Below are 19,353 nucleotides of genomic sequence, written 5' to 3'. Positions count from 1 at the left end.
GAGTTCTCTGTGACTGATCCGTTGATCCATGGACGCAAGGTGATGGGGTTTGTCCGTGACCCGTTGCCCACCGTCGGCGCACTCTCATTGAAATCAGCCAATGCCAAGGCCGACCTTGAATGGTTGGGATGGCGCAATGTGGAGTCCATTCCGCTGCTGTGGGCGCTGTCTGGTGCCGGTGACCCCGATGTGGCCCTCAACCAGTTGGTCCGGATGTATCAGACCCTGGAGGAGCGGTCACCGCAGGCCCGGGATGAGTTTGATCAACGGATCCGATCTGATGAACCCTTCCGCATTCGCCTTGTGGCGCTGCTCGGGGGATCCACGGCCATGGGGGATCACCTGGTGGCCAACACTGAATTGTGGACGCTGCTCGGTGACGAGGCTCCCACCGCGGAGGACATGTTCACCGACATGCTTGAATCAGTCGGTGCCGTCCCCGCCGAGTTCGCCGTGGATGATGCGCCTGATCTGGTCAACACCGCCACGGAGGATCTCACCACACCGGGGACCTACCGGGCGGCGATCACCGGCGTGGAGGCCGAGCGTGCCCTGCGATGGACCTACCGGACCCTCATGATGCGCCTTGCCGCCCGTGATCTGGCTGGAACCTATCCCAACGATGCCCGACGGAGGTCCCAGCCGCGGGTGGGTTTCACCACGGTCACCCGCAGCCTCAGCGACCTGGCGGATGCGGCGCTGACGGCTGCACTCGCCGTGTCGGTTGCCGGTGTGTACGGCGAGAAGCCAGTGGATGCCCGCCTGTCTGTCATGGCCATGGGCAAGTGTGGTGCGCAGGAACTCAACTACATCTCCGACGTTGATGTCATCTTCATCGCCGAACCCGCCCACGCCAAGGCCACCAGGTTGGCTGCGGAGTTCATCCGCATCGGGTGTAATTCCTTCTTCGAGGTGGATGCAGCCCTGCGCCCGGAGGGCAAGAGCGGCGCTCTGGTCAGGACTCTTGATTCTCACGTCGCCTATTACAAACGGTGGGCGGAAACCTGGGAATTCCAGGCCCTTTTAAAAGCTCGACCCATGACGGGCGATATGGAACTGGGGCAATCCTATGTGGAGAAACTCGGGCCACTGATCTGGACCGCAAGCCAGCGGGAATCCTTCGTCGATGACGTCCAGGCGATGCGACGTCGGGTGCTGGACAATGTTCCCGCGGAACTCCGGGACCGGGAACTCAAGCTCGGCCGGGGTGGTCTGCGGGATGTGGAGTTTGCCGTGCAGCTCCTCCAGATGGTCCACGGACGCTATGACGAGACGCTACGTGTGCGGTCCACGGTGGAGGCCCTCCAGGTTCTGGTGGACCAGGGGTATATCGGGCGCGAGGATGGCCAGAGCCTCATCGAGTCCTATGAGTTTCTCCGCCTCCTGGAACACCGGCTGCAACTGGAAAGGGTGAAACGTACCCACACCCTGCCACGCGGGGATGACCGCATGAATATGCGGTGGCTCGCGCGCGCCTCCGGGTTCACCGGCTCCGGAGAACGAAGCTCTGCGCGTGCGATGGAGGAACATCTGAGACGGGTGCGTCTCCAGATTCAATCGCTACACAGCCAGCTGTTTTACCGGCCACTGCTCAATTCTGTGGTCAATCTCAGCGTGGGTGCTATGAAGCTCTCACCGGAGGCTGCGAAACTCCAGCTGGGAGCACTGGGTTATCAGCATCCCGTGCGTGCCTATGAACACCTCACGGCGCTGGCGTCGGGGACCAGCCGCAAAGCCAAGATCCAGGCGATGTTGCTGCCCACACTCATGGAATGGCTTTCCCAGACTGCCGACCCTGATGCCGGCCTGCTCAACTACCGTAAGCTGTCCGACGCGGCATATGACCGCAGCTGGTTCCTGCGGATGTTGCGTGATGAGGGGATCGTGGGGCAGCGCCTCATGCGTATCCTGGGCAGTTCACCGTATACCTCGGCGCTGATCATCTCCACCCCTGATTTTGTCACCCAGCTGGGGGATGGGGCGACAGGACCCAAACTGTTGGAGACCGCACCTGAGCGGGTGGGCAAGGCGCTGCGGGCCACCGCCGCCCGACATGACGATCCTGACCGGGCCATCCAGGCAGCCAGGTCACTGCGCAGGCAGGAACTGGCCCGGGTCGCGTCATCGGACCTGCTCAATCTGCTGAGTGTGCAGGAGGTGTGCCACAGTCTCTCGCTGGTATGGGACGCGGTGCTGGATGCGGCCCTGTCAGCGGAAATCCGTGCTGCCGTGGCTGACCCCGCCAAACCAGATCAGCCCATGGCCACGATCTCTGTCATCGGGATGGGGCGCCTCGGAGGTGCGGAATTGGGATACGGATCTGATGCGGATGTCATGTTCGTGGCGGAGCCCGCACCAGGGGTGGACGAGAATGAGGCCATCGCCTGGGCCATCAACATCTGTGATTCCATGCGGACACGTCTGGCCACACCCTCAGGTGATCCACCACTCGAGGTGGATCTGGGGCTGCGTCCGGAGGGTCGTTCCGGTGCCGTGGTGCGCACCGTTGAATCCTATGAGAACTACTACTCCAAGTGGGGCGAGACCTGGGAGATCCAGGCGTTGCTCCGGGCTGCGTGGGTGGCGGGGGACAGGGAGCTGGGCACCAGGTTCCTGGAGGCAATTGATAAATTCCGGTATCCGGCCCGTGGCGCCTCCGACACGCAGATCCGTGAGGTGCGTCGTATGAAAGCCCGCGTGGATGACGAACGGCTGCCCCGGGGAGCTGACCGCAACACCCACACCAAACTGGGGCGTGGTGCGTTGACCGATATTGAATGGACCGTCCAGTTGCTCACCATGCTCCATGCCCATGAGCATCCGGAACTGCACAACACCTCCACTCTTGAGGTCTTAGATGTTGTGGAGGATAAGAAGATCATCAATCCCACACAAGCGCAGACCCTGAGGGAGGCCTGGCTGACTGCGACGGCCGCCCGCAATGCCCTGGTGCTGGTGAAGGGTAAACGCGCTGATCAGCTTCCCCCACCGGGGCCTCAGTTGGCGCAGGTTGCCGGGGCAGCGGGGTGGGACCCCACCGAATACCAGGAATATCTGGACAACTACCTCAAGATCACCCGTAAGAGTAGGCAGGTGGTGGAGGAGGTGTTCTGGGGTCTTGATTCCATCGATCCGTTGAGGGGAGTGTAGGTCTTTGACCCCTCAACTCCCAGGGGGACCCGGGATGTGTCAGGGAGTACCCTGATCTTTGCCCTGAAGAGGTTTACACACTCCCCAACCGGACGTAGTCTCGGAAGAGAAACAGCAGCGTGAAACCCCCTCGACGGACAGGACCTTGCTCTCATGGCCATCAAAATCACCATTGACCTCTCAGAAGCCACCTTTGCCGAGTTGTCGGCTGTTATCGGTTACGCACATCAACTGGGTGCGGATCCGGATGAAAAGCTCACCTTTGACGGTGGTGTCCTCACCATCGAATTTGACGGCGATCTGCAGCATGATGATCTCTTCACCGCCTTCGGTGAGGGCTTGGATGAAGATGATATTCAGTTCGATTCACCAGAGGATCTCGACGGCCCCCTGTACGTGGAGGATTTTGTTGATACCGATGATTTAAGAGATCACTCCGGGCGCGATGAGTACCGTGGTCGCCGCTCACATCGGGACTCCTCGCCTGCAGACGATGTGATCAATGACATCGGAGAAGCAGTGAACAAGCTTGTCCAGGGTTTCATGGGTGATAGGGATGGCCATGGCGGACGCGGTGGACGCGGCCGTGGTTACGGTGATTTCGGTGGCTTCGGAGGACCTGCCGGTCCATTCGGGCCCTTCGGTCCTTTTGGTCCCCGCAACCGTTTCTAGTCAGTAACCCGGCGATGAGAAACTCCCGTCGGAGGGATTTTCTCATCGCCTTTCCGGGTCGGATGACATGGCGCCCCGTCGCACGATTCTCAGACATACCAGATAGCCCACGGCCCCCAGCAGCCACACGATGCCCACCGCTGTCCAGGCGAAGCGGAAATCACTCCAGTCGTAACCGCCGCCATCGGCATGGACATCCAGAAGGAAACCCAGCAGCTGAGTGGCCAGCATGGAGGCTGTGAATCCACCCATGTTGGCGAAGCCGGTGCCGGTGACCATCACGGACCGATCCAGTTGCTCGCGGACCGTGTCAAAACCATAATTGGCTACCGGGCTGATCAGCGCCGATAACACCAGAATCACCGAGACCACCACAAACGCGTGCTCATGCGGTTCCCGTGGCAGGAAGAGCACCGCCCATAGGCAGATTTGGACCACCGCCACCCCCAGACCGGCGACGTTGCGTCGCAGGCCCAGGCGCGCTGAGACCAGCCCGCACAGCGGGGCACCGATCACCGTCGCCACCGTGTACAACGTCAACACGGCGCCGACCTGAGCGTCGTCAAGCCCAAGACCGAGACGCATCGCCGGCACGCCCCACAGCATGAGGAATACCATCACCGGCATCATGTTGGTCCAGTGGGTGAACAATCCCTGCCATGCATAAGCGTTGGTCAGGACGATTTTCAGGTTGCGGCCCACCCGCCGGATGCTTATCGACGTTCCACCATCACCGCTGGGCGGTGCCGCGTGTGCTTCCCCATCTGCCGCAGGTGGTGCGTCGCGGACAACCACCGCCGCCGCAAGCGCGATGATCGCGCCCGCGGAGCCGAGAGTGATGAACGCCGTGGTCCAACCGGAGACATTGAGCAGATACAGAAACGGCACCGCGGAGATGAACTGACCGACCTGCCCGAGGGCGCCTGAAATCTGGGAGAAGATCGGGGTGACCCGCATCGGGAACCAGTAGGGCAACAACCTCATCACGGAGAGAAACGCGGTGGCATCGCCCATGCCGATGAGCACGCGGGCGAAGATGGCCACCGGATAGCTGGTGGTCAGGCCCAGGAGTACCTGGCCCACCGCCATGAGCAGCGCGCCGGCAAGGAGGGTTTTCCTGGCGCCGAACCGGTCCACCACCAACCCCGTTGGAATCTGGGCGAGCGCGTACACACCCAGCTGAACTGAGGCGAACACCGCCACCCGGGAAGCATCCACCTGAAAGCGTTCCACGGCCTCGATTCCCGCCACGCCGAAGGAGGTGCGCCCGGTGATGGCCACAACATAAACCAGGACCGCTGCCAGCCACACCAGCAGGGCCCTTCGGGAAATCTTCCCATTTGTCACTTAGTCTTGGCCGTTACCTTTCTTCACGATGATGAGATCAACGGTTCCGGAGTTGTTCAACCATGCGCCTGCCGGGACCACCTTTGAGCCGGGCGATGAAGAAGCCCGCGACACCGATGGCCCAGATGAGGAAGACTGCGGCGTAGGCGATGCGGAAATCAGCCCAGTCATAACCGCCGTCGGTATCCACGACGTCGAGAAGCACACCGACCAGCTGGGCGGCCGCCATGGAGGCGAGGAAACCGCCCATGTTGGCCAGGCCGGTGCCGGCCGCGAGGATGGAACGGTCCAGCCGTTCGCGGATGGTGTCGAAACCATACCCGGACATCGGGGTGGTCAGGCCCTGGATGATGTTGATGATCACGATGGCGATCAGGCCACGGGGTTCCTCGGAGGAGAGGAACACGAACCACGCGATCGCGGGGACGAACGCCATGAGGATTGCCACCACATCTCGCCGGTGGCCGGTCCGGGCGGAGATGACACCGACGAAGGGGCCTGCGATGACGGCGAACAGGGTGTTGATGCTGAGAATCAACCCAACCTCAGTAACACTCAACCCCATGCCGAGCGTCATCAGCGGGACACCCCACATCATGGTGAAAACGTTCTGCCACAGCATGAGCAGGTAGTGGATGAAAAACCCCTGCCAACAGGTGGGGTTCTGGATGATTAGTTTCAAACTGGTCCCCGGTGATGGTTGGACCGGGGTGGCGGATGTTTCCGGGGGCATGGCGGCACCCTTTTTCACCCGTTGCTCCGGGGCATCCCTCACAGCGATGAGCGCGGCGAAGGCGATCAGGGCAACGGCCGAGCCGAGAGTGACAAAGGAGGTTGTCCATCCCTGTGCGCCGAGCATCGCCATGAAGGGAACTGCGGACAGCACCTGTCCCAACTGGCCGAGTGCGCTGGTGAGCTGCCCGAATAGAGGTGTTTTACGCAGTGGGAACCAGAAAGGCAGCAGCCTCATCACAGAGAGGAACACGCTGGCGTCGCCGGCGCCGATGAGGACACGGGCGAAGATCGCAACACCATAGACGTCGGTGAGGCCGAGAACGATCTGGCCGGTGCCCATCACCAGGGCACCTATCGCGAGTAGTTTGCGCGGGCCGAACTTGTCGATGGCCATGCCCATCGGGATCTGAGCCAGTGCATACACGCCGACCTGAACCGAGGTGAATACCGCGATGCGGGTGGCATCAACCTGGAAGCGTTCGATGGCATCCACACCGGCGACACCGAAGGAGGTGCGGCTGGTGATGGCGGCGATATAGACCAGAACCGCGGCGATCCAGACGATCAGGGCACGCCCGGTGACCTTCTCCCTCGGATTCGGCGAGGCTGCCTGAAAGTTGTTAGACACAATCCACAACCCTAGGCCTCCTACCGGATTATCGGCAGGTTAGATGCGTGTAAGCGGGCAAAAACGTGAGCAAGCAGTGCGGGGAGCTGTAATGCCGAACCCGTCACTGCCGTGGTGTGGCTAGTGGAACATGGTGGGCTCGGTTAGAAACCGAAGGGATTGTTGGCGTAGAGCAAGGTGTAGATCTCCGGGCCGAAAATAACCATGAGTGTAGCCAGAATCGTGCAGCCGATGAGCACATAGAGATTGTGCTTGGACACGGGGGCAGGCTCCGGCAGTGAACGGCTACCGCTGGTTGGGAGGCCGGCAGCGCGATCCATGGTCAGATCCGCCTGGGTGTCAGTGGTGGATTGGTGTGGTGCGGTCATGTTGGGCATCCTCAAAGCAGGCAAAATAGTGATTGGGAACACTCTAGATGGTGGTGTCTTCAATGTCACGATTTCCCGAATTTGAGGGGCATCCGGGGGAGTATTGTCCCACCCCTTGGGCTACGCTGTATTCCGTGGATTACATTTCGACGCGTGATACCAGCCGCACCCCAGCCCGCTTCAGCGATATCCTGCTCGGTGGCCTCGCCCCGGACGGTGGACTCTACCTGCCGGTCGAGTACCCGCAGATCAGCCAGGACACCCTGACTAAGTGGCGCGAACTCCTCGCCACCGATGGTTACGCAGCTCTGGCTGCAGAGGTCATCTCCCTGTTTGTCAATGACATTCCGGTTGAGGACATCAAGGCGATCACCGCCCGTGCCTACACCCATCCCAAGTTCTCCTCTGAGGAGATCGTCCCGGTGACCGAACTTGAGGATGGACTCTGGATCGGCCACCTCTCCGAGGGGCCCACCGCGGCCTTCAAGGACATGGCCATGCAGTTGCTGGGCGAGCTGTTTGAATACGAGCTGCGCCGCCGTGATGAAACTATCAACATCCTGGGTGCCACGTCCGGTGATACGGGTTCCTCCGCGGAATACGCCATGCGTGGCCGCGAGGGCATCCGGGTGTTCATGCTCACCCCCGCAGGACGGATGACCCCCTTCCAGCAGGCGCAGATGTTCGGACTGGATGACCCGAATATCTTCAATATCGCCCTGGACGGTGTCTTCGATGACTGCCAGGACGTGGTCAAGGCCGTGTCCGCCGATGCAGATTTCAAGCGTGAACAGCGCATCGGCGCAGTGAACTCCATCAACTGGGCCCGCCTCATGGCGCAGGTCGTCTACTACGTCTCCTCCTGGATCCGTGTCACCGAGTCCAATGATCAGAAGGTCAGCTTCTCTGTCCCGACCGGGAACTTCGGTGATATCTGCGCAGGCCACATCGCGCGTCAGATGGGTCTGCCGATCGACCGACTCATCGTGGCCACCAACGAAAATGATGTGCTGGATGAATTCTTCCGCACCGGTGACTACCGGGTCCGCAGCTCGGAGGATACCTTCGAGACATCCAGCCCCTCGATGGATATCTCCCGTGCCTCCAACTTCGAGCGCTTCATCTTCGACCTGCTCGGCAGAGATGCCGCCCGGGTGAATGATCTCTTCGGTACCCAGGTCAAACAGGGTGGATTCACCCTGTCCGAGGATCCAGCCTTCCCGGATGCGACGGCAAAGTATGGTTTCGCCTCCGGCCGATCCACCCACGCCGACCGTGTGGAGACCATCCGCGATATCGCTGAGCGTCTCAATGTGGTTATCGATCCCCACACCGCAGACGGTGTGTTCGTGGCACGTCAGTGGCGCGACGAGATTACCACGCCTATCGTATGTCTGGAAACTGCGCTGCCGGTGAAGTTCGCTGACACCATCAGGGAGGCCACCGGGCAGGATCCTGATATGCCGGAACGTTTCGCCGCCATCATGGATGTCGAGCACAAGGTCACCGACCTGCCCAATGACACCGATGTGGTCAAACAATTCATCGTGGACTCCATCGCCACCACCAGCGTGAAATAAGCCCCGCTGGCTGCAGTACCCAATAGACCTGACTTTTGTTCTCCTGTTATCAGGGGTGCAGAAAGTCAGGTCTTCTTGTCTAATCGACTACCGCGATGGCGTCGATCTCCACGGTGGCGCCATAGGGGAGCGCGGAGGCTCCGACGAAACTGCGGGCGGGACGCGACTCCATGAAATGCTCCCGGAACTGCTCATTGCATTCTTCGCGGAGGCTGATGTCGGTGACGAAGTAGGTTAACTTCACCACATCTTTCAACTCACCGCCTTCGGTGGCAAGCCGTTCACGCATGCGTTCCAGCGCGGCGTCAACGGCTTCTTTCCGCCCGGAGACCGGTTGATAGTCACGGTCAACGGAGAGGGCACCGGAAACATAGATGTGGTTTCCAGCACGTTTGGCTGGGGAGTATGGATGATCAGTGGACATGATGCCACCTTAGCTAAAAACTCCAGGCCAGCTGTGGATCTGCGCGCAGTTCCCAGAGGGGGTTGCCTAGAGATGGGGCAGTACCTCAGAGCCGATCTGATCGATGATCTCTTCGGCGGGGCGGCCAACGGGGTTGAGGATGACGTGGTTGATCCCCATCTCGCGCATGGTGTGCAGGTGTGTGATCAGGCCCTTACTGGTGGTTCGGATACCCAGCTCCACGCCATCCGTGGAGGAGCGCTCAGTGAGTTCCAGGCCCATGGAGGAAATGAGCAACGGGGTGGGGTTTGAGGGATTCTTGATGGTGTCCCGTGCCTGATTCCACAGATCGAGTCGTCCGACCTGCTGCTCGGCGGGGCGGTAGTAGGTGGCCCAGCCGTCGGCATTCCGGACGATCCACTGCACCGTCTGTCGGGCAGATCCCACGGCGATCAGTGGGATCGTCGCCGGCGGGGGAGTGGTGGGTGCATGGCCTCCGGTGAACTCCTCCAGTGGGTCGCGCTCAGGACCCTCTGGGGACAGTGCAGCACGCAACAGTGTCCACCCGTGCCGGATGGCATCCCGACGATCGTCAAGGTGCTTGCCGAAAATCTCGAACTCCTCGTGTCTGTCCCCGGAGCCGATGCCCAGGATGAAGCGCCCGCCGCTGATCCTGTCCAGAGTGAGTGCGGATTTGGCCACATGCAACGGGTGGCGCAGGGGCAGGACGGTGGCCGCGGTGCCGATACTGATCGTGGAGGTCGTCTGCGCCATGGCACCGAGAATGAGGAAGGGATCGTCCAGGAACACCGCCTGCTGGTTCTCTGGGGACAGCCCCTGTGGGATGGCTAGGGGCACATCACGTACCCACAGACCACGGAAACCTGCCTGTTCCGCTTGTTGCGCCAGCGTGATGCTACGTTCCACGGGCACCATCTCACCACGGGCAGTCTCCGGTCCGATCGGGGTCATCAGGCCCAGCGTGATGTTGCGTGCTTTCCCTGTGGCATCCGGGTCACCACCGAGCAGGTGTGTGAAACCACGGTTGAAAACTGGTGTCGTTGGTTGCTCCATGGTGCCCACCTTAAACATCAGTGCCGGGGATTGACCTGTGTCTGCTGACCTGATCCGGGTGACGTAGCCTGAGTGCAAGAGTTGTCTACCGGCCCGAACAAGAAACGAGGGATCCCGTCCATGCCAGTTCCGGACTTCATTCTCAACATCCGTGAGCGGATCGGCCACGATCAGCTCTGGTTACCTGCTGTGACCGCCGTGGTGATCCGGGATGTTCCGCCGGGATCCCCATTCCACGTGACCCCGGACGTGCTGTTGGTCAAACGGGCGGATAACGGTGAGTGGACCCCGCCGACGGGTATCTGCGATCCGGATGAGCAGCCCCATGTCACCGCCGCCCGTGAGGTTCTGGAGGAGACGGGGCTGGAGGTCACCGCTGATGCGCTGCTCGGTGTGGGCGCGGTCGGGCCGGTGACCTACGACAATGGTGATGTGTCCAGCTATATGGATACCGCCATGCGCTGCACCGTGGTGGGCTCTGATGTGCCGGTGCTCGGCGATAATGAGAACACGGAGGTCGGCTGGTTCCCGATCTCGAAGATGCCGGTGACCAATCAGCGGTTCCGGATGGTGATCGCTGATGCGGTGGCGCAGCTCAAGCACCCGCAGGGTTTCCGTCCGCGCATGGGGTATGAAAAGCGAGCCAGGTAGCACGCGTTCCTTTCAGGCCATCGTCGACAAGCTTGTGCTTGTCGACGATGGCCTGACTGTTTTCCTGAGACAGCACTCCCATGACCTGTCCACCCAGTGGGACGGGTGCCCCCGCATTGTCTGGTTTGCCACATAAATGCCCGAATCTAAACATGAACAAACCCTCACCTTTCCCATTTTGGGGGTGGTTTGGGGGTATTTTGGCCAGGGTTTTCGCTCTTCAACTTCGTTTTCTTGTTCCCGGTGCCTAGAATGACTAATAACGCAAACAAGTGCAAAAGTGATCCAGTCCACAATTAGGGGGCTGGACATTCTTGAAGGAGAGGAGCTGGTCATGGGTCTGCAAATCCGGGCGAATGAAATGAAGGTGTGGGAAACCTTCACCCTCGAGCGACAGCTCGAATGCATCATCAACGCCGATCACCTCCTTCTCTTCCGCGGCAACCCACACGGATCAGTCAGCTTGTCCGATGTGATCGCCTCCGAGCTCATCGGGATCTAAACACCTCTCACCACAGACTGAAGCCACCGACCTGATCAGGTCGGTGGCTTCAGTCTGTGTCTGGCTCAGGGAAGAAAACTAGCAGTCGTAGTACAACTCGAAATCGAGTGCAGTGGGACGCAGGCGTTCCTGGGTGATCTCATTGTCATGTTTATAGGCCACGTAGGCCTCGATCAGATCATCGGTAAACACATTGCCCTCGGTGAGGAAATCATGATCTTCCTCAAGAGCCTTCAACGCCTGTTCGAGTGAGGTTGGTGCCTGGGCAACCCGGGCGGCCTCCTCAGGGGGAAGTTCGTACAGATCCTTATCCAGCGGCGCATCAGGTTCGATGCGGTTGCGGATACCGTCCAGGCCGGCCATCATCGACGCGGTGAATGCCAGATATGGGTTTCCGGAAGGATCCGGAGTGCGGAACTCGATGCGGGTCGCCTTGGGGTTGGGGCCACTGGCGGGAATGCGGATCGCAGCTGACCGGTTCTGCTGGGAGTAGGCCAGGCTCACCGGAGCCTCGAAACCGGGCACCAGGCGGTTGTATGAGTTCAGCGTGGGGTTGGTGAAGGCCAATACCGACGGTGCATGTTTGAGCAGACCACCGACGTAATAACGGGCCATGTCCGACAGGTTTCCATAACCCGCCTCATCATGGAACAGCGGCAGACCGTTCTTCCACAGTGACTGGTGGATGTGCATTCCGGAACCGCCGTCATCAGCCAGCGGCTTGGGCATGAAGGTGGCGGACTTCCCCACAGCCTTGGCGGTATTCTTCACCACGTACTTGAAGGTTTGTAGATCATCCGCAGCGTGGAGGAGGGTGTTGAAGCGGTAGTTTATCTCCTGCTGACCGCCACTACCCATCTCGTGGTGGGAACGTTCGACGGTGAAGCCGATCTCCGCCAGGGTCTCGCCGATGGTATCGCGCAGATCCTGGAAGTGGTCATAAGGGGCCACGGGGAAGTATCCACCCTTTTGCCGGACCTTATGCCCCAGGTTCCTACTGCCGTCCGGGTTTTCCAGGGAACCACTGTTCCACCAACCCTCAACGGAATCCACCTCATGGAAGGCCGCGTTGGTCTGGGAGCTGAACCGCACCGAATCGAAGATGTAGAACTCCGCTTCGGCGCCGAAGTTGCAGCTGTCGGCGAAGCCGGTTGAGGCCAGGTATTCCTCTGCTTTACGGGCGATATTGCGGGGATCCCTGGAGAAAGGCTCACGCGTATACGGGTCGTGGACGAAGAACTTGATGTTCAGTGTCTTGGACCTCCGGAACGGGTCAATGAAGGCCGTGGACAGGTCCGGCAGCAGCATCATGTCTGAGTCATCGACGGTGGTGTAACCACTGATCGATGAACCGTCGAAAGCCAGGCCATTTTCCATGGCGGCCTCGTCGAAGGCTGCGGCGGGGACGGAGAGGTGCTGTTCAGTTCCAGGGACATCAGTGAATTGAACATCAACCCAGTTGATGTCATTGTCCCGGATGAACTTCATGATGTCAGCCGGGCTGGTGGTCGGGCTCGGGGCCACGATAAATCATTCCTTCAAGAGAATGGGAGATTGGGGTTGGAAGAGATTGTCGGTCTATGTCAGGAGGGGCGCCCCGCAGATTGAGAGTTCGGTTCCGGCCCCTCCTTTTCGCAGTGTTCTCAGAAAGGCACCAGCCAGATAGCCGCGACCCTGAGCAGGCGTCAAGACGCCGATATCGGGGGTGCTGGGGTAGGGCGAGCTCACTTGGACCTTTCCACGTGGGGTTTAAGCGGCGTTCCCTGAAAAGACGGGGACCGCCGTGAAACCCGACACTGCATCTCGAGCGGTTATGTCTTCAACTCACGAGGATACATAAGGAAAACCTGCTGGCAGGGGAGAATTCACAGGTTTTTCACGATAAGTGGTCCATGATTCAGGGAATAAGGCGAGGTGAGCCATGCAAAACCCGACATCAAAAATCCATCATCCCAGTTCACCCCCGGAAGGGGGCTGGAGGGAACGGTGAATGGGCATCCCGCAGCCTGTGCTGTCACGGTATCTGGGACTGAGCGTTTTCACATCCGAACATAACGGGCACGGGCGATTGAATACAGGCCATAGAGGGCCAGACCCACGCCGATGATGATGAGAAGGATACTGCCTGCGGGTTGTTCCCCCAGGGTGCGCAGGGCGGCGTCGAGCCCAGCCGCCTGCTCCGGATCATTGGCCCAGCCGGCCCAGATAATGAGCCCGCCCAGGACGGAGAAGGCGATACCACGGGCGATATAACCGACCATGCCTGCGAGGACGATGGCTGAACCGACCTGGCCGGCTTCTGCTCCTGCTTCCAGCTCTTCCCGGAAACCCTTGGTGGCGCCAGTTTTGAGGTTGTACAGGCCCACACCCACCACCACCAGCCCGGCTATCATGACCGCGATATCGCCCCAGGGTTGGGCCAGCACCGTGGCAGTGACATCCGTGGCGGTCTCGCTGTCAGAGGTGCTTTCCCCGCGGGCGAAGGTGGCTGTGGTGAAAGCCAGGGACAGGTAGACCACCGCGAGGACTGCGCCTTTGCCCTTTTCCTTGAGATCCCGGCCGGTGACCACCTGGCTCAACCGCCACAATCCCAGCGCTGCGAGACAGAACACCGCGGCCCAGAGCAGGATCTGCCCACCGGGGGCTTCAGCTACAGCCGCCAGGGCACCGGTGTTGGAGGCCTCGCCGCCACCGGATCCCGTCGCGATCTGGACAGCGATCCAACCGATGAGAATGTGCACGATGCCGAGGACGATGAAGCCGCCTCGGGCCAGCATGGTCAAGGCAGGGTGATCGGCTATCTTGTTCATCCCTCTATTCAACCGTGCTGGAGACCACATTGCCAGGGTAAAGCTACCAGTCTGCGAACGACCACGATCAAACTATGTGCAGGTGCGCTGTGCTGATTCCCTCTGACAGGCCGGGCTCGCCGGCCTGCGGGCAGAGAGCTTTTCGACGACCGAATGCGGGACCACCATCCCTGGACACGGCTGAATTGCGGTGCGGATCTTCCATCCACGAAACCCTGCTTAACGGACTCGTCGATGTATCCGGAATGCCCGCACTCACTGGTGCACCAACCGCGGGTGTGAATCCCCGTCGATTTACTTCAGAACTGGGACATCCCACAGATTCAGAGAGGTACCGATGCCCTTTTCCAGAGCGTTGTGGTAAACATCGTAGGCCCAGGCGACATCTTCGACGGGCATGCCGCCGATGGAGTAGCAGAAGATCTGCTCATCATTGATCCGTCCGGGTGCCTTACCCGAAGCGATGTCACCGATGTTGACCAGCCGCTCTGAGGCAAGGGTGCCTTCGACGGACATATCCCACCAACGGTTACCGGGGATACCCAGTAGCTGCTCGTAGGTGACGTCTGGACCATTTTCGTGGAACCACTCGGAGTACAGACCGGTGTAATCAACCACGAGGTTGGCTTCATCGGATGTAATGAAATCATCGTCGAAACGTGCAGCGGCAGGGCACAGGATGAGGGCACCCGGCTTGATCCACTCGCGTTTGAAGTAGGGGAAGCCCGAAGGACCATCCGGTGAGGTGGATGTTCCGGCGATGAGGATATCGGAGCCTTCGATCGCAGCCTGTTCGGTGTCCACGACGTCTACTGATTCAAGCTGCGGGTAGTTCTCACGGAACCATTCGACCACACGCTGGGTGGATTCAGGGGAGCGTCCCTTGATCTTCAGGTGCTTGATGCCCGGGCGCTGGGACAGGGCGGAGGCGAAGATGGTGCGACTCATCACGCCGGGGCCGATGATGCCGACAGTTTCGGCATCCTTGATGGCCAGGTGCTTGACACCCACACCAGGAACGGCACCGGTGCGGTAGGCGGACAAGAGGTTGGCCGACATGATGGCCTGGGGCGCACCGGTGTCGGCGTCGTTAAGCACAAAAACGTGGATGGAACGGGGAAGGCCACGCTTGCGGTTCTCGGTGTTGGAGCCGTACCACTTCACACCAGTGGAGCGGAAACGACCACCGAGGTAGGCGGGCATGGCCATGAAACGACGGTCAGGACCGTCGGCGGGCATGCCGTCGTGCTCCGGGTTTTCCGGAAAGTTGATCTGTGCGCCGTGGGAGTTCGCAGACGCGCCTGCCATGCGGTAGTCACCATCAGCCAGGAGGATGAGGGTCTCTTCCATCGTCTCCACACAGCGGGCGGAGTCGGTCACACCTGCTGCAACCATGTCCTCTTCATTGAGATAGAGGAAATCAATACGGGTGTTGTTTGCGTTAGGGGAGCTCACATATACCTTTCTAGGCGGGGTTCAAGTGACGCTCCCAGGCACGCTTCAACGGCCGCGCCCTGAAGACGGGGACCGCCTTGTAACCCGAAACTGCATCTCGCGCGGTGATGTCTTCAAACCCTGAGACTACATAAATAAAACCTGCTGGTCTGAGAAAATTCATTGGTTTTAACTGATAAGCATTGGTGGACGTGGGGATAAGACAAGGTGAGGCGGGATAAACCCGGTGCCGTAGCAGCCACTCATCACCTCACCCCCGAATGGGGTTTTCGAGGGGACTTGGATGGGTTCCTCCCAGATATGTGGCTGCCACCACATCGAGGAACATTCCTGCAGCTGAAGGCTCACACAGGACTATTCTTAAACCTTCCCCACGAACCGCTCGCCGGGGTAGGGGTGCCGGCCTCAAGGCGAATCTGTATATCTCACCATGATGATGAGAGCAGTACACCGCCTGCAGGTTGTATGCAGAAGTCTCTGGTGGTCGGATCACCGGGGGTGTAGTTCCAGCAGACCGGTAGATAAGACAGCTGCCCCTGTCTCTCAGGAAAAATACCTGTGAAACACGGGGGCAGCTTATGGTGTGTTCCCCGGTAGCCCGGGGAGAGTCGCTCAGTACTACTGGTGGGCTTCTTCGAAACGAAGGAACTTCATCGCGTAGTCAAAGATCTGGGTGACAGCCCGGTCATCTGCAGCTCCAGTGGAAGCCACGACCAACAGCTCAGCCAATTCCGAGTCAGACTTGCCCCCGAGGAGTTCCTGCTCAGGGTGATTTTCCAGGTAGCGGCGGAAGTGCCCGGCCAGAGCTTCCTGAGGAACGTCGCGGAAAATATCCCACATATCAATGTGTGCCATGGTTCTACTCTTTCGTGAAACGGGGTTCTGTGATGGACGGGGAAAGCCACCCGGGGTGGTACTCCCCGGGGAATGAGGGCATCGGGACTAGATATCCAGGACTAACTTGTCACCGCAACGGCCACGGGAAACGCAGGTCATGAGTGCGTTATTCTCACGCTTTTCCTTCTCGGAGAGAATGACATCATGGTGCTCCGCCTCGCCGGAGATGATTCCCACCTCACAGGTGCCACAGATACCTTCACGGCACTCCGCATAGAGATCTTCTCCGGCTGCCTCGAGTGTTTCAAGCAGCGTCATGTTTGCGGGAACCTCGAATTCCTCGCCCGTGGAGTTCTTGACCACGGTGAAGGCCTTGTTCTTGGATGCATCGACCAGGGTGGTGGCGGTGAAGGATTCCCGACGGACGGTATCCTCCGGCCAGCCGGTGGTGGCTTCAATAACAGCGTTGGTGAAACGATCCGGGCCACAGGTCAGAAGCTGGACTCCTTTTTCATAACGTCCGGCGAACTGGGAGACATCCATGCGGGTTCCCTCGTCGGAGATGTAGAACTCCGCGGTGCCACCGTGATCACGGACGATGCGCTCCATATAGGCCATGCTCTGCTTCGAACTGCCTGAGTAGTGCAGTTCATAATCAATGCCTTCCCGCTTCGCTTCATCTGCCATGGCGAGCATCGGTGTGATGCCAATTCCCGCGCCGACGAGGACCAGCTTGTGGGCGTTTTTATTGAAGCGGAAATTATGACGTGGTCCGCGGACCTCCACCAGGGAACCAGGCTTGAGGTTTTCATGGATCCACCTGGAACCGCCACGGCTGTCCTCCTCCAACTGAACAGCAATTTCCCACTCATTTGGTGTTTCGTTCACCAGTGAATACTGGCGGTTGAGACCGCCGGCGTTGATCTCAATGTGGGCACCGGAGAAGGCCTTGGGAAGATCGGTGCCATCCATGTTGGTCAGAGTGATCCGACGGATGCGATCAGTTGAGTCCTGGGTGGCGGAAACCACCATGGTGCGGGTGCGCAGTTCACGCCCCGGGCCGTTGTAGACGATGGTCGGGTTCTGCTCCGAAACCGGGCCGAAGTTCTCCGGGTTGATGGAGGCATCCCAGGTTGCCTTGATGGACTGTGGCCCACGGAAGGAGATCGAGGGCAGGCGTCCGAAGTCCTGATCTTGAACGATGTTGATGTGGGGGAGACGCTTGAGGATCTGCTGGAAAAGAATCTGCATCTGCATGCGTGCCAGGTTGCGGCCCATGCACTGGTGGATGCCATATCCGAAGGTCATGTGCTTGGTCACGTTATCGCGGTACAGGTCGAAAGTATGCGGATCGGGGAAGACCTCAGGGTCACGGTTGGCCACTGATGTCACCAGGAGAACATCCTCGCCGGCGGGGATGGTGACTCCGCGAACCTCGACCTCATTGACGGTCTTGCGACGCCAGGCATGTGAACCACCGTTGAGTCGCAGGGATTCCTCCACCGCGTTGGGAATCAGCTCAGGCTTCTGCAGGAGCAGCTTCCACAGGTCAGGGCGTTCGGTCTGCAGGAAGATAAACAGGTTGGACGCGGAGTTGGAGGTGGTGTCATGCGCGGCGGTGACGGCGGACATCGTCTTGGACCGCAGGTAGTACATCGGAACAGCATCCGGGTCTTCGCGGTGTGCGCGGATGGAATGGGGCACCCAGCCCTCTGCGTTCTCATCGGCCATGAGCTTGGCCAGCACCTTTTGGGAGTGCTGCCAGAACTTACCGTTGGTTTCTGCGACCTTGATGTCCTCGCCGGGTGCAGGTTTGCCCCAGGTACTGGTGGCGTGGGCCATTGAGTACTCATGGATCTTCGCCATATCCTCCGCAGGGATGCCCATGAACTGCAGGGCCACAGTCAGTGGGGAGATGTGCAGGAGGTCCTTATAAAGGTCAACTTCACCATCGGCGATGAACTGGTCGATGTAGCTGTCGACTGTCTTGCGGGCAACCCCTTCCAGTTTGCGGAGCTGCTCAACCTTAAAGGGCTCTTCCAGTGCGCGACGGCGGGGAGTGTGGATAGGTTCATCGGTGTTGACGATGGTGTCGCGGAAATCGTATCCGTATTCATCAAGAACATCCTTGGCTTCATCTGACAGTGGCACCGCCTTCTGGAGGGCGTTGGTGGCCGAGTAATTCTCGGTGTCCTTGAAGATCTTCATGATGTCTTCATAGCGGGTGACCACCCAGTAGCCCAGCTTGTGGGAATAGAAGACCGGCTCGTTATGGAAGGACCACTCGGTATGTCCCCAGGGATCGTTGACGAATTCAGCACCCAGGGCATCGAACTTCTCATCGGAGAGGCTCTTGCGATTACTCAGGGCCTCGAGATCAACCATCTCACCGTTGAGGTATGGGCAGGCGGACGCGTCTGCTGAGGGGTTGGCCAAAGTATCAGTCATATTTGATCAGTCCTAAGTAATCCAGAGGGTGGAACGTTCCCTCACCAATGCATGGTGTGGGGCGCTGTGCATCACCTAGGACGGTATGAGTGATGAACATTACAAACAAATAGCGATCCCGGTCATGCATCTAAAGATTGACCTAATGTGAGTGTATTAACAAGACTTTATTAGCCAGATTCACATTCCGATTTTCAGGCATTCTGCATTGTGGAGAGTGGTCGGCGGCCAAAATCACCCCTATCGGGGGTTCTTTGACTGTCCTGGTGTTAAGAACTGCTGCCGTTGGGTTTGGGATTATCATTGGGTATGGAAATGGTGGGTTTGAGCCGTTTCGGTGCTTTACCAGCGACTTTCGGTGATATTCAGTGGGTTCGGCCCCAGGGGGGTCCCCATACTTGGTTAGGGGGTCAGGGTATGTACCCCGCGGTGTGGGTTGATGTGGAATCCACTCCTTTTTGGTCTTCGCCTGTATTTGGGTTCCTAAAAGCGCTGTGATGGTCCATTTTCGAGATGTGCACCCCCGCCCAATTCGGGCATGATCCCACATGGGGGAGGTGGATGGGGTGATCCAAGGTATCGGGGGTATATAGCAGCGGTGTGGTGATGGAGGGTGAGCTCAATCCCATGCAGTGCGTGAATCTGACACACGATGAACGGGATGGGAAAATCCCCGCCAGGAAGCCCTGGCGG

General features: G+C 59.4%; 15 protein-coding genes. 5 read left to right on the top strand and 10 right to left on the bottom strand.

Annotated elements, in window-relative coordinates:
* Positions 1 to 9 precede the first annotated feature (9 nt).
* Together CFAEC_RS09560 and CFAEC_RS09555 are read left to right on the top strand one after the other, a co-directional pair.
* Positions 10 to 3,150 (top strand): bifunctional [glutamine synthetase] adenylyltransferase/[glutamine synthetase]-adenylyl-L-tyrosine phosphorylase, encoded by a 3,141-nt coding sequence (locus tag CFAEC_RS09560; protein WP_290276341.1) that lies wholly within the window; start codon positions 10 to 12, stop codon positions 3,148 to 3,150.
* Positions 3,151 to 3,303: 153 nt separating this feature from the next.
* Positions 3,304 to 3,822, top strand: coding sequence for a hypothetical protein (locus CFAEC_RS09555; RefSeq protein ID WP_290276339.1), 519 nt, complete (start codon positions 3,304 to 3,306; stop codon positions 3,820 to 3,822).
* A gap of 42 nt (positions 3,823 to 3,864) precedes the next feature.
* On the opposite strand, the gene CFAEC_RS09550 is transcribed toward CFAEC_RS09555, so the two are convergent.
* From CFAEC_RS09550 to CFAEC_RS09540, 3 genes are all read right to left on the bottom strand, one after another.
* On the bottom strand, positions 3,865 to 5,169 hold the full coding sequence (locus CFAEC_RS09550; protein ID WP_290276337.1) for an MFS transporter: 1,305 nt from the start codon (positions 5,167 to 5,169) through the stop codon (positions 3,865 to 3,867).
* 37 nt (positions 5,170 to 5,206) lie between these two features.
* Positions 5,207 to 6,532 (bottom strand): MFS transporter, encoded by a 1,326-nt coding sequence (locus CFAEC_RS09545; protein ID WP_353960107.1) that lies wholly within the window; start codon positions 6,530 to 6,532, stop codon positions 5,207 to 5,209.
* Between the two features lie 143 nt (positions 6,533 to 6,675).
* Positions 6,676 to 6,900, bottom strand: a complete 225-nt coding sequence (locus CFAEC_RS09540) for a hypothetical protein (protein ID WP_290276335.1) — start codon at positions 6,898 to 6,900, stop codon at positions 6,676 to 6,678.
* A gap of 134 nt (positions 6,901 to 7,034) precedes the next feature.
* Here CFAEC_RS09540 and thrC point away from each other — a divergent pair, with 134 nt between their 5' ends.
* Positions 7,035 to 8,480: a threonine synthase gene (gene thrC, locus CFAEC_RS09535; RefSeq protein WP_290276334.1), complete on the top strand. Its 1,446-nt coding sequence runs from the start codon at positions 7,035 to 7,037 to the stop codon at positions 8,478 to 8,480.
* 79 nt (positions 8,481 to 8,559) lie between these two features.
* Here the strand turns inward: thrC and CFAEC_RS09530 are convergent, their stop codons facing one another.
* Together CFAEC_RS09530 and CFAEC_RS09525 are read right to left on the bottom strand one after the other, a co-directional pair.
* Positions 8,560 to 8,904, bottom strand: a complete 345-nt coding sequence (locus CFAEC_RS09530; RefSeq protein ID WP_290276333.1) for a RidA family protein — start codon at positions 8,902 to 8,904, stop codon at positions 8,560 to 8,562.
* 66 nt (positions 8,905 to 8,970) lie between these two features.
* Entirely contained in the window at positions 8,971 to 9,957 is a 987-nt protein-coding gene (locus CFAEC_RS09525) for a TIGR03571 family LLM class oxidoreductase (RefSeq protein ID WP_290276330.1), read from the bottom strand.
* Between the two features lie 120 nt (positions 9,958 to 10,077).
* Here CFAEC_RS09525 and CFAEC_RS09520 point away from each other — a divergent pair, with 120 nt between their 5' ends.
* Together CFAEC_RS09520 and CFAEC_RS09515 are read left to right on the top strand one after the other, a co-directional pair.
* Positions 10,078 to 10,608: an NUDIX hydrolase gene (locus tag CFAEC_RS09520; RefSeq protein ID WP_290276328.1), complete on the top strand. Its 531-nt coding sequence runs from the start codon at positions 10,078 to 10,080 to the stop codon at positions 10,606 to 10,608.
* A 334-nt stretch (positions 10,609 to 10,942) separates the two neighbouring features.
* Entirely contained in the window at positions 10,943 to 11,110 is a 168-nt protein-coding gene (locus tag CFAEC_RS09515; RefSeq protein ID WP_290276327.1) for a hypothetical protein, read from the top strand.
* Positions 11,111 to 11,188: 78 nt separating this feature from the next.
* On the opposite strand, the gene glnA is transcribed toward CFAEC_RS09515, so the two are convergent.
* From glnA to CFAEC_RS09490, 5 genes are all read right to left on the bottom strand, one after another.
* A complete protein-coding gene (glnA, locus tag CFAEC_RS09510; RefSeq protein ID WP_290279862.1) occupies positions 11,189 to 12,598 on the bottom strand; it encodes a type I glutamate--ammonia ligase in 1,410 nt (469 codons plus the stop codon).
* Between the two features lie 551 nt (positions 12,599 to 13,149).
* A complete protein-coding gene (locus CFAEC_RS09505; protein ID WP_290276325.1) occupies positions 13,150 to 13,920 on the bottom strand; it encodes a DUF1206 domain-containing protein in 771 nt (256 codons plus the stop codon).
* Positions 13,921 to 14,214: 294 nt separating this feature from the next.
* Positions 14,215 to 15,375 carry an ornithine cyclodeaminase family protein gene (locus tag CFAEC_RS09500; protein ID WP_290276323.1) on the bottom strand — a complete coding sequence of 387 codons (1,161 nt, stop codon included), beginning with the start codon at positions 15,373 to 15,375 and terminating at the stop codon, positions 14,215 to 14,217.
* A gap of 618 nt (positions 15,376 to 15,993) precedes the next feature.
* The gene (locus CFAEC_RS09495) at positions 15,994 to 16,230 is read right to left on the bottom strand and encodes a hypothetical protein (protein WP_290276321.1); all 237 of its coding nucleotides are present in this window, start codon (positions 16,228 to 16,230) and stop codon (positions 15,994 to 15,996) included.
* 87 nt (positions 16,231 to 16,317) lie between these two features.
* A complete protein-coding gene (locus CFAEC_RS09490) occupies positions 16,318 to 18,660 on the bottom strand; it encodes a cytochrome P450/oxidoreductase (RefSeq protein ID WP_290276319.1) in 2,343 nt (780 codons plus the stop codon).
* Positions 18,661 to 19,353: the final 693 nt, after the last annotated feature.

The organism is Corynebacterium faecale, from assembly GCF_030408735.1.
Taxonomy (GTDB): Bacteria; Actinomycetota; Actinomycetes; order Mycobacteriales; family Mycobacteriaceae; genus Corynebacterium; species Corynebacterium faecale.
Note: the sequence above shows the minus strand (reverse complement) of the source record. Positions and strands in the feature narration are given on the sequence as shown.

Excerpts from the sequence above, each read along its gene's own strand:
- CFAEC_RS09505 (WP_290276325.1), bottom strand. The coding sequence starts at position 13,920 with ATGAACAAGATAGCCGATCACCCTGCCTTGACCATGCTGGCCCGAGGC.
- CFAEC_RS09520 (WP_290276328.1), top strand. The coding sequence starts at position 10,078 with ATGCCAGTTCCGGACTTCATTCTCAACATCCGTGAGCGGATCGGCCAC.
- CFAEC_RS09490 (WP_290276319.1), bottom strand. The coding sequence starts at position 18,660 with ATGACTGATACTTTGGCCAACCCCTCAGCAGACGCGTCCGCCTGCCCA.
- CFAEC_RS09530 (WP_290276333.1), bottom strand. The coding sequence starts at position 8,904 with ATGTCCACTGATCATCCATACTCCCCAGCCAAACGTGCTGGAAACCAC.
- CFAEC_RS09540 (WP_290276335.1), bottom strand. The coding sequence starts at position 6,900 with ATGACCGCACCACACCAATCCACCACTGACACCCAGGCGGATCTGACC.
- glnA (WP_290279862.1), bottom strand. The coding sequence starts at position 12,598 with ATGAAGTTCATCCGGGACAATGACATCAACTGGGTTGATGTTCAATTC.
- CFAEC_RS09495 (WP_290276321.1), bottom strand. The coding sequence starts at position 16,230 with ATGGCACACATTGATATGTGGGATATTTTCCGCGACGTTCCTCAGGAA.
- CFAEC_RS09525 (WP_290276330.1), bottom strand. The coding sequence starts at position 9,957 with ATGGAGCAACCAACGACACCAGTTTTCAACCGTGGTTTCACACACCTG.
- CFAEC_RS09555 (WP_290276339.1), top strand. The coding sequence starts at position 3,304 with ATGGCCATCAAAATCACCATTGACCTCTCAGAAGCCACCTTTGCCGAG.
- CFAEC_RS09515 (WP_290276327.1), top strand. The coding sequence starts at position 10,943 with ATGGGTCTGCAAATCCGGGCGAATGAAATGAAGGTGTGGGAAACCTTC.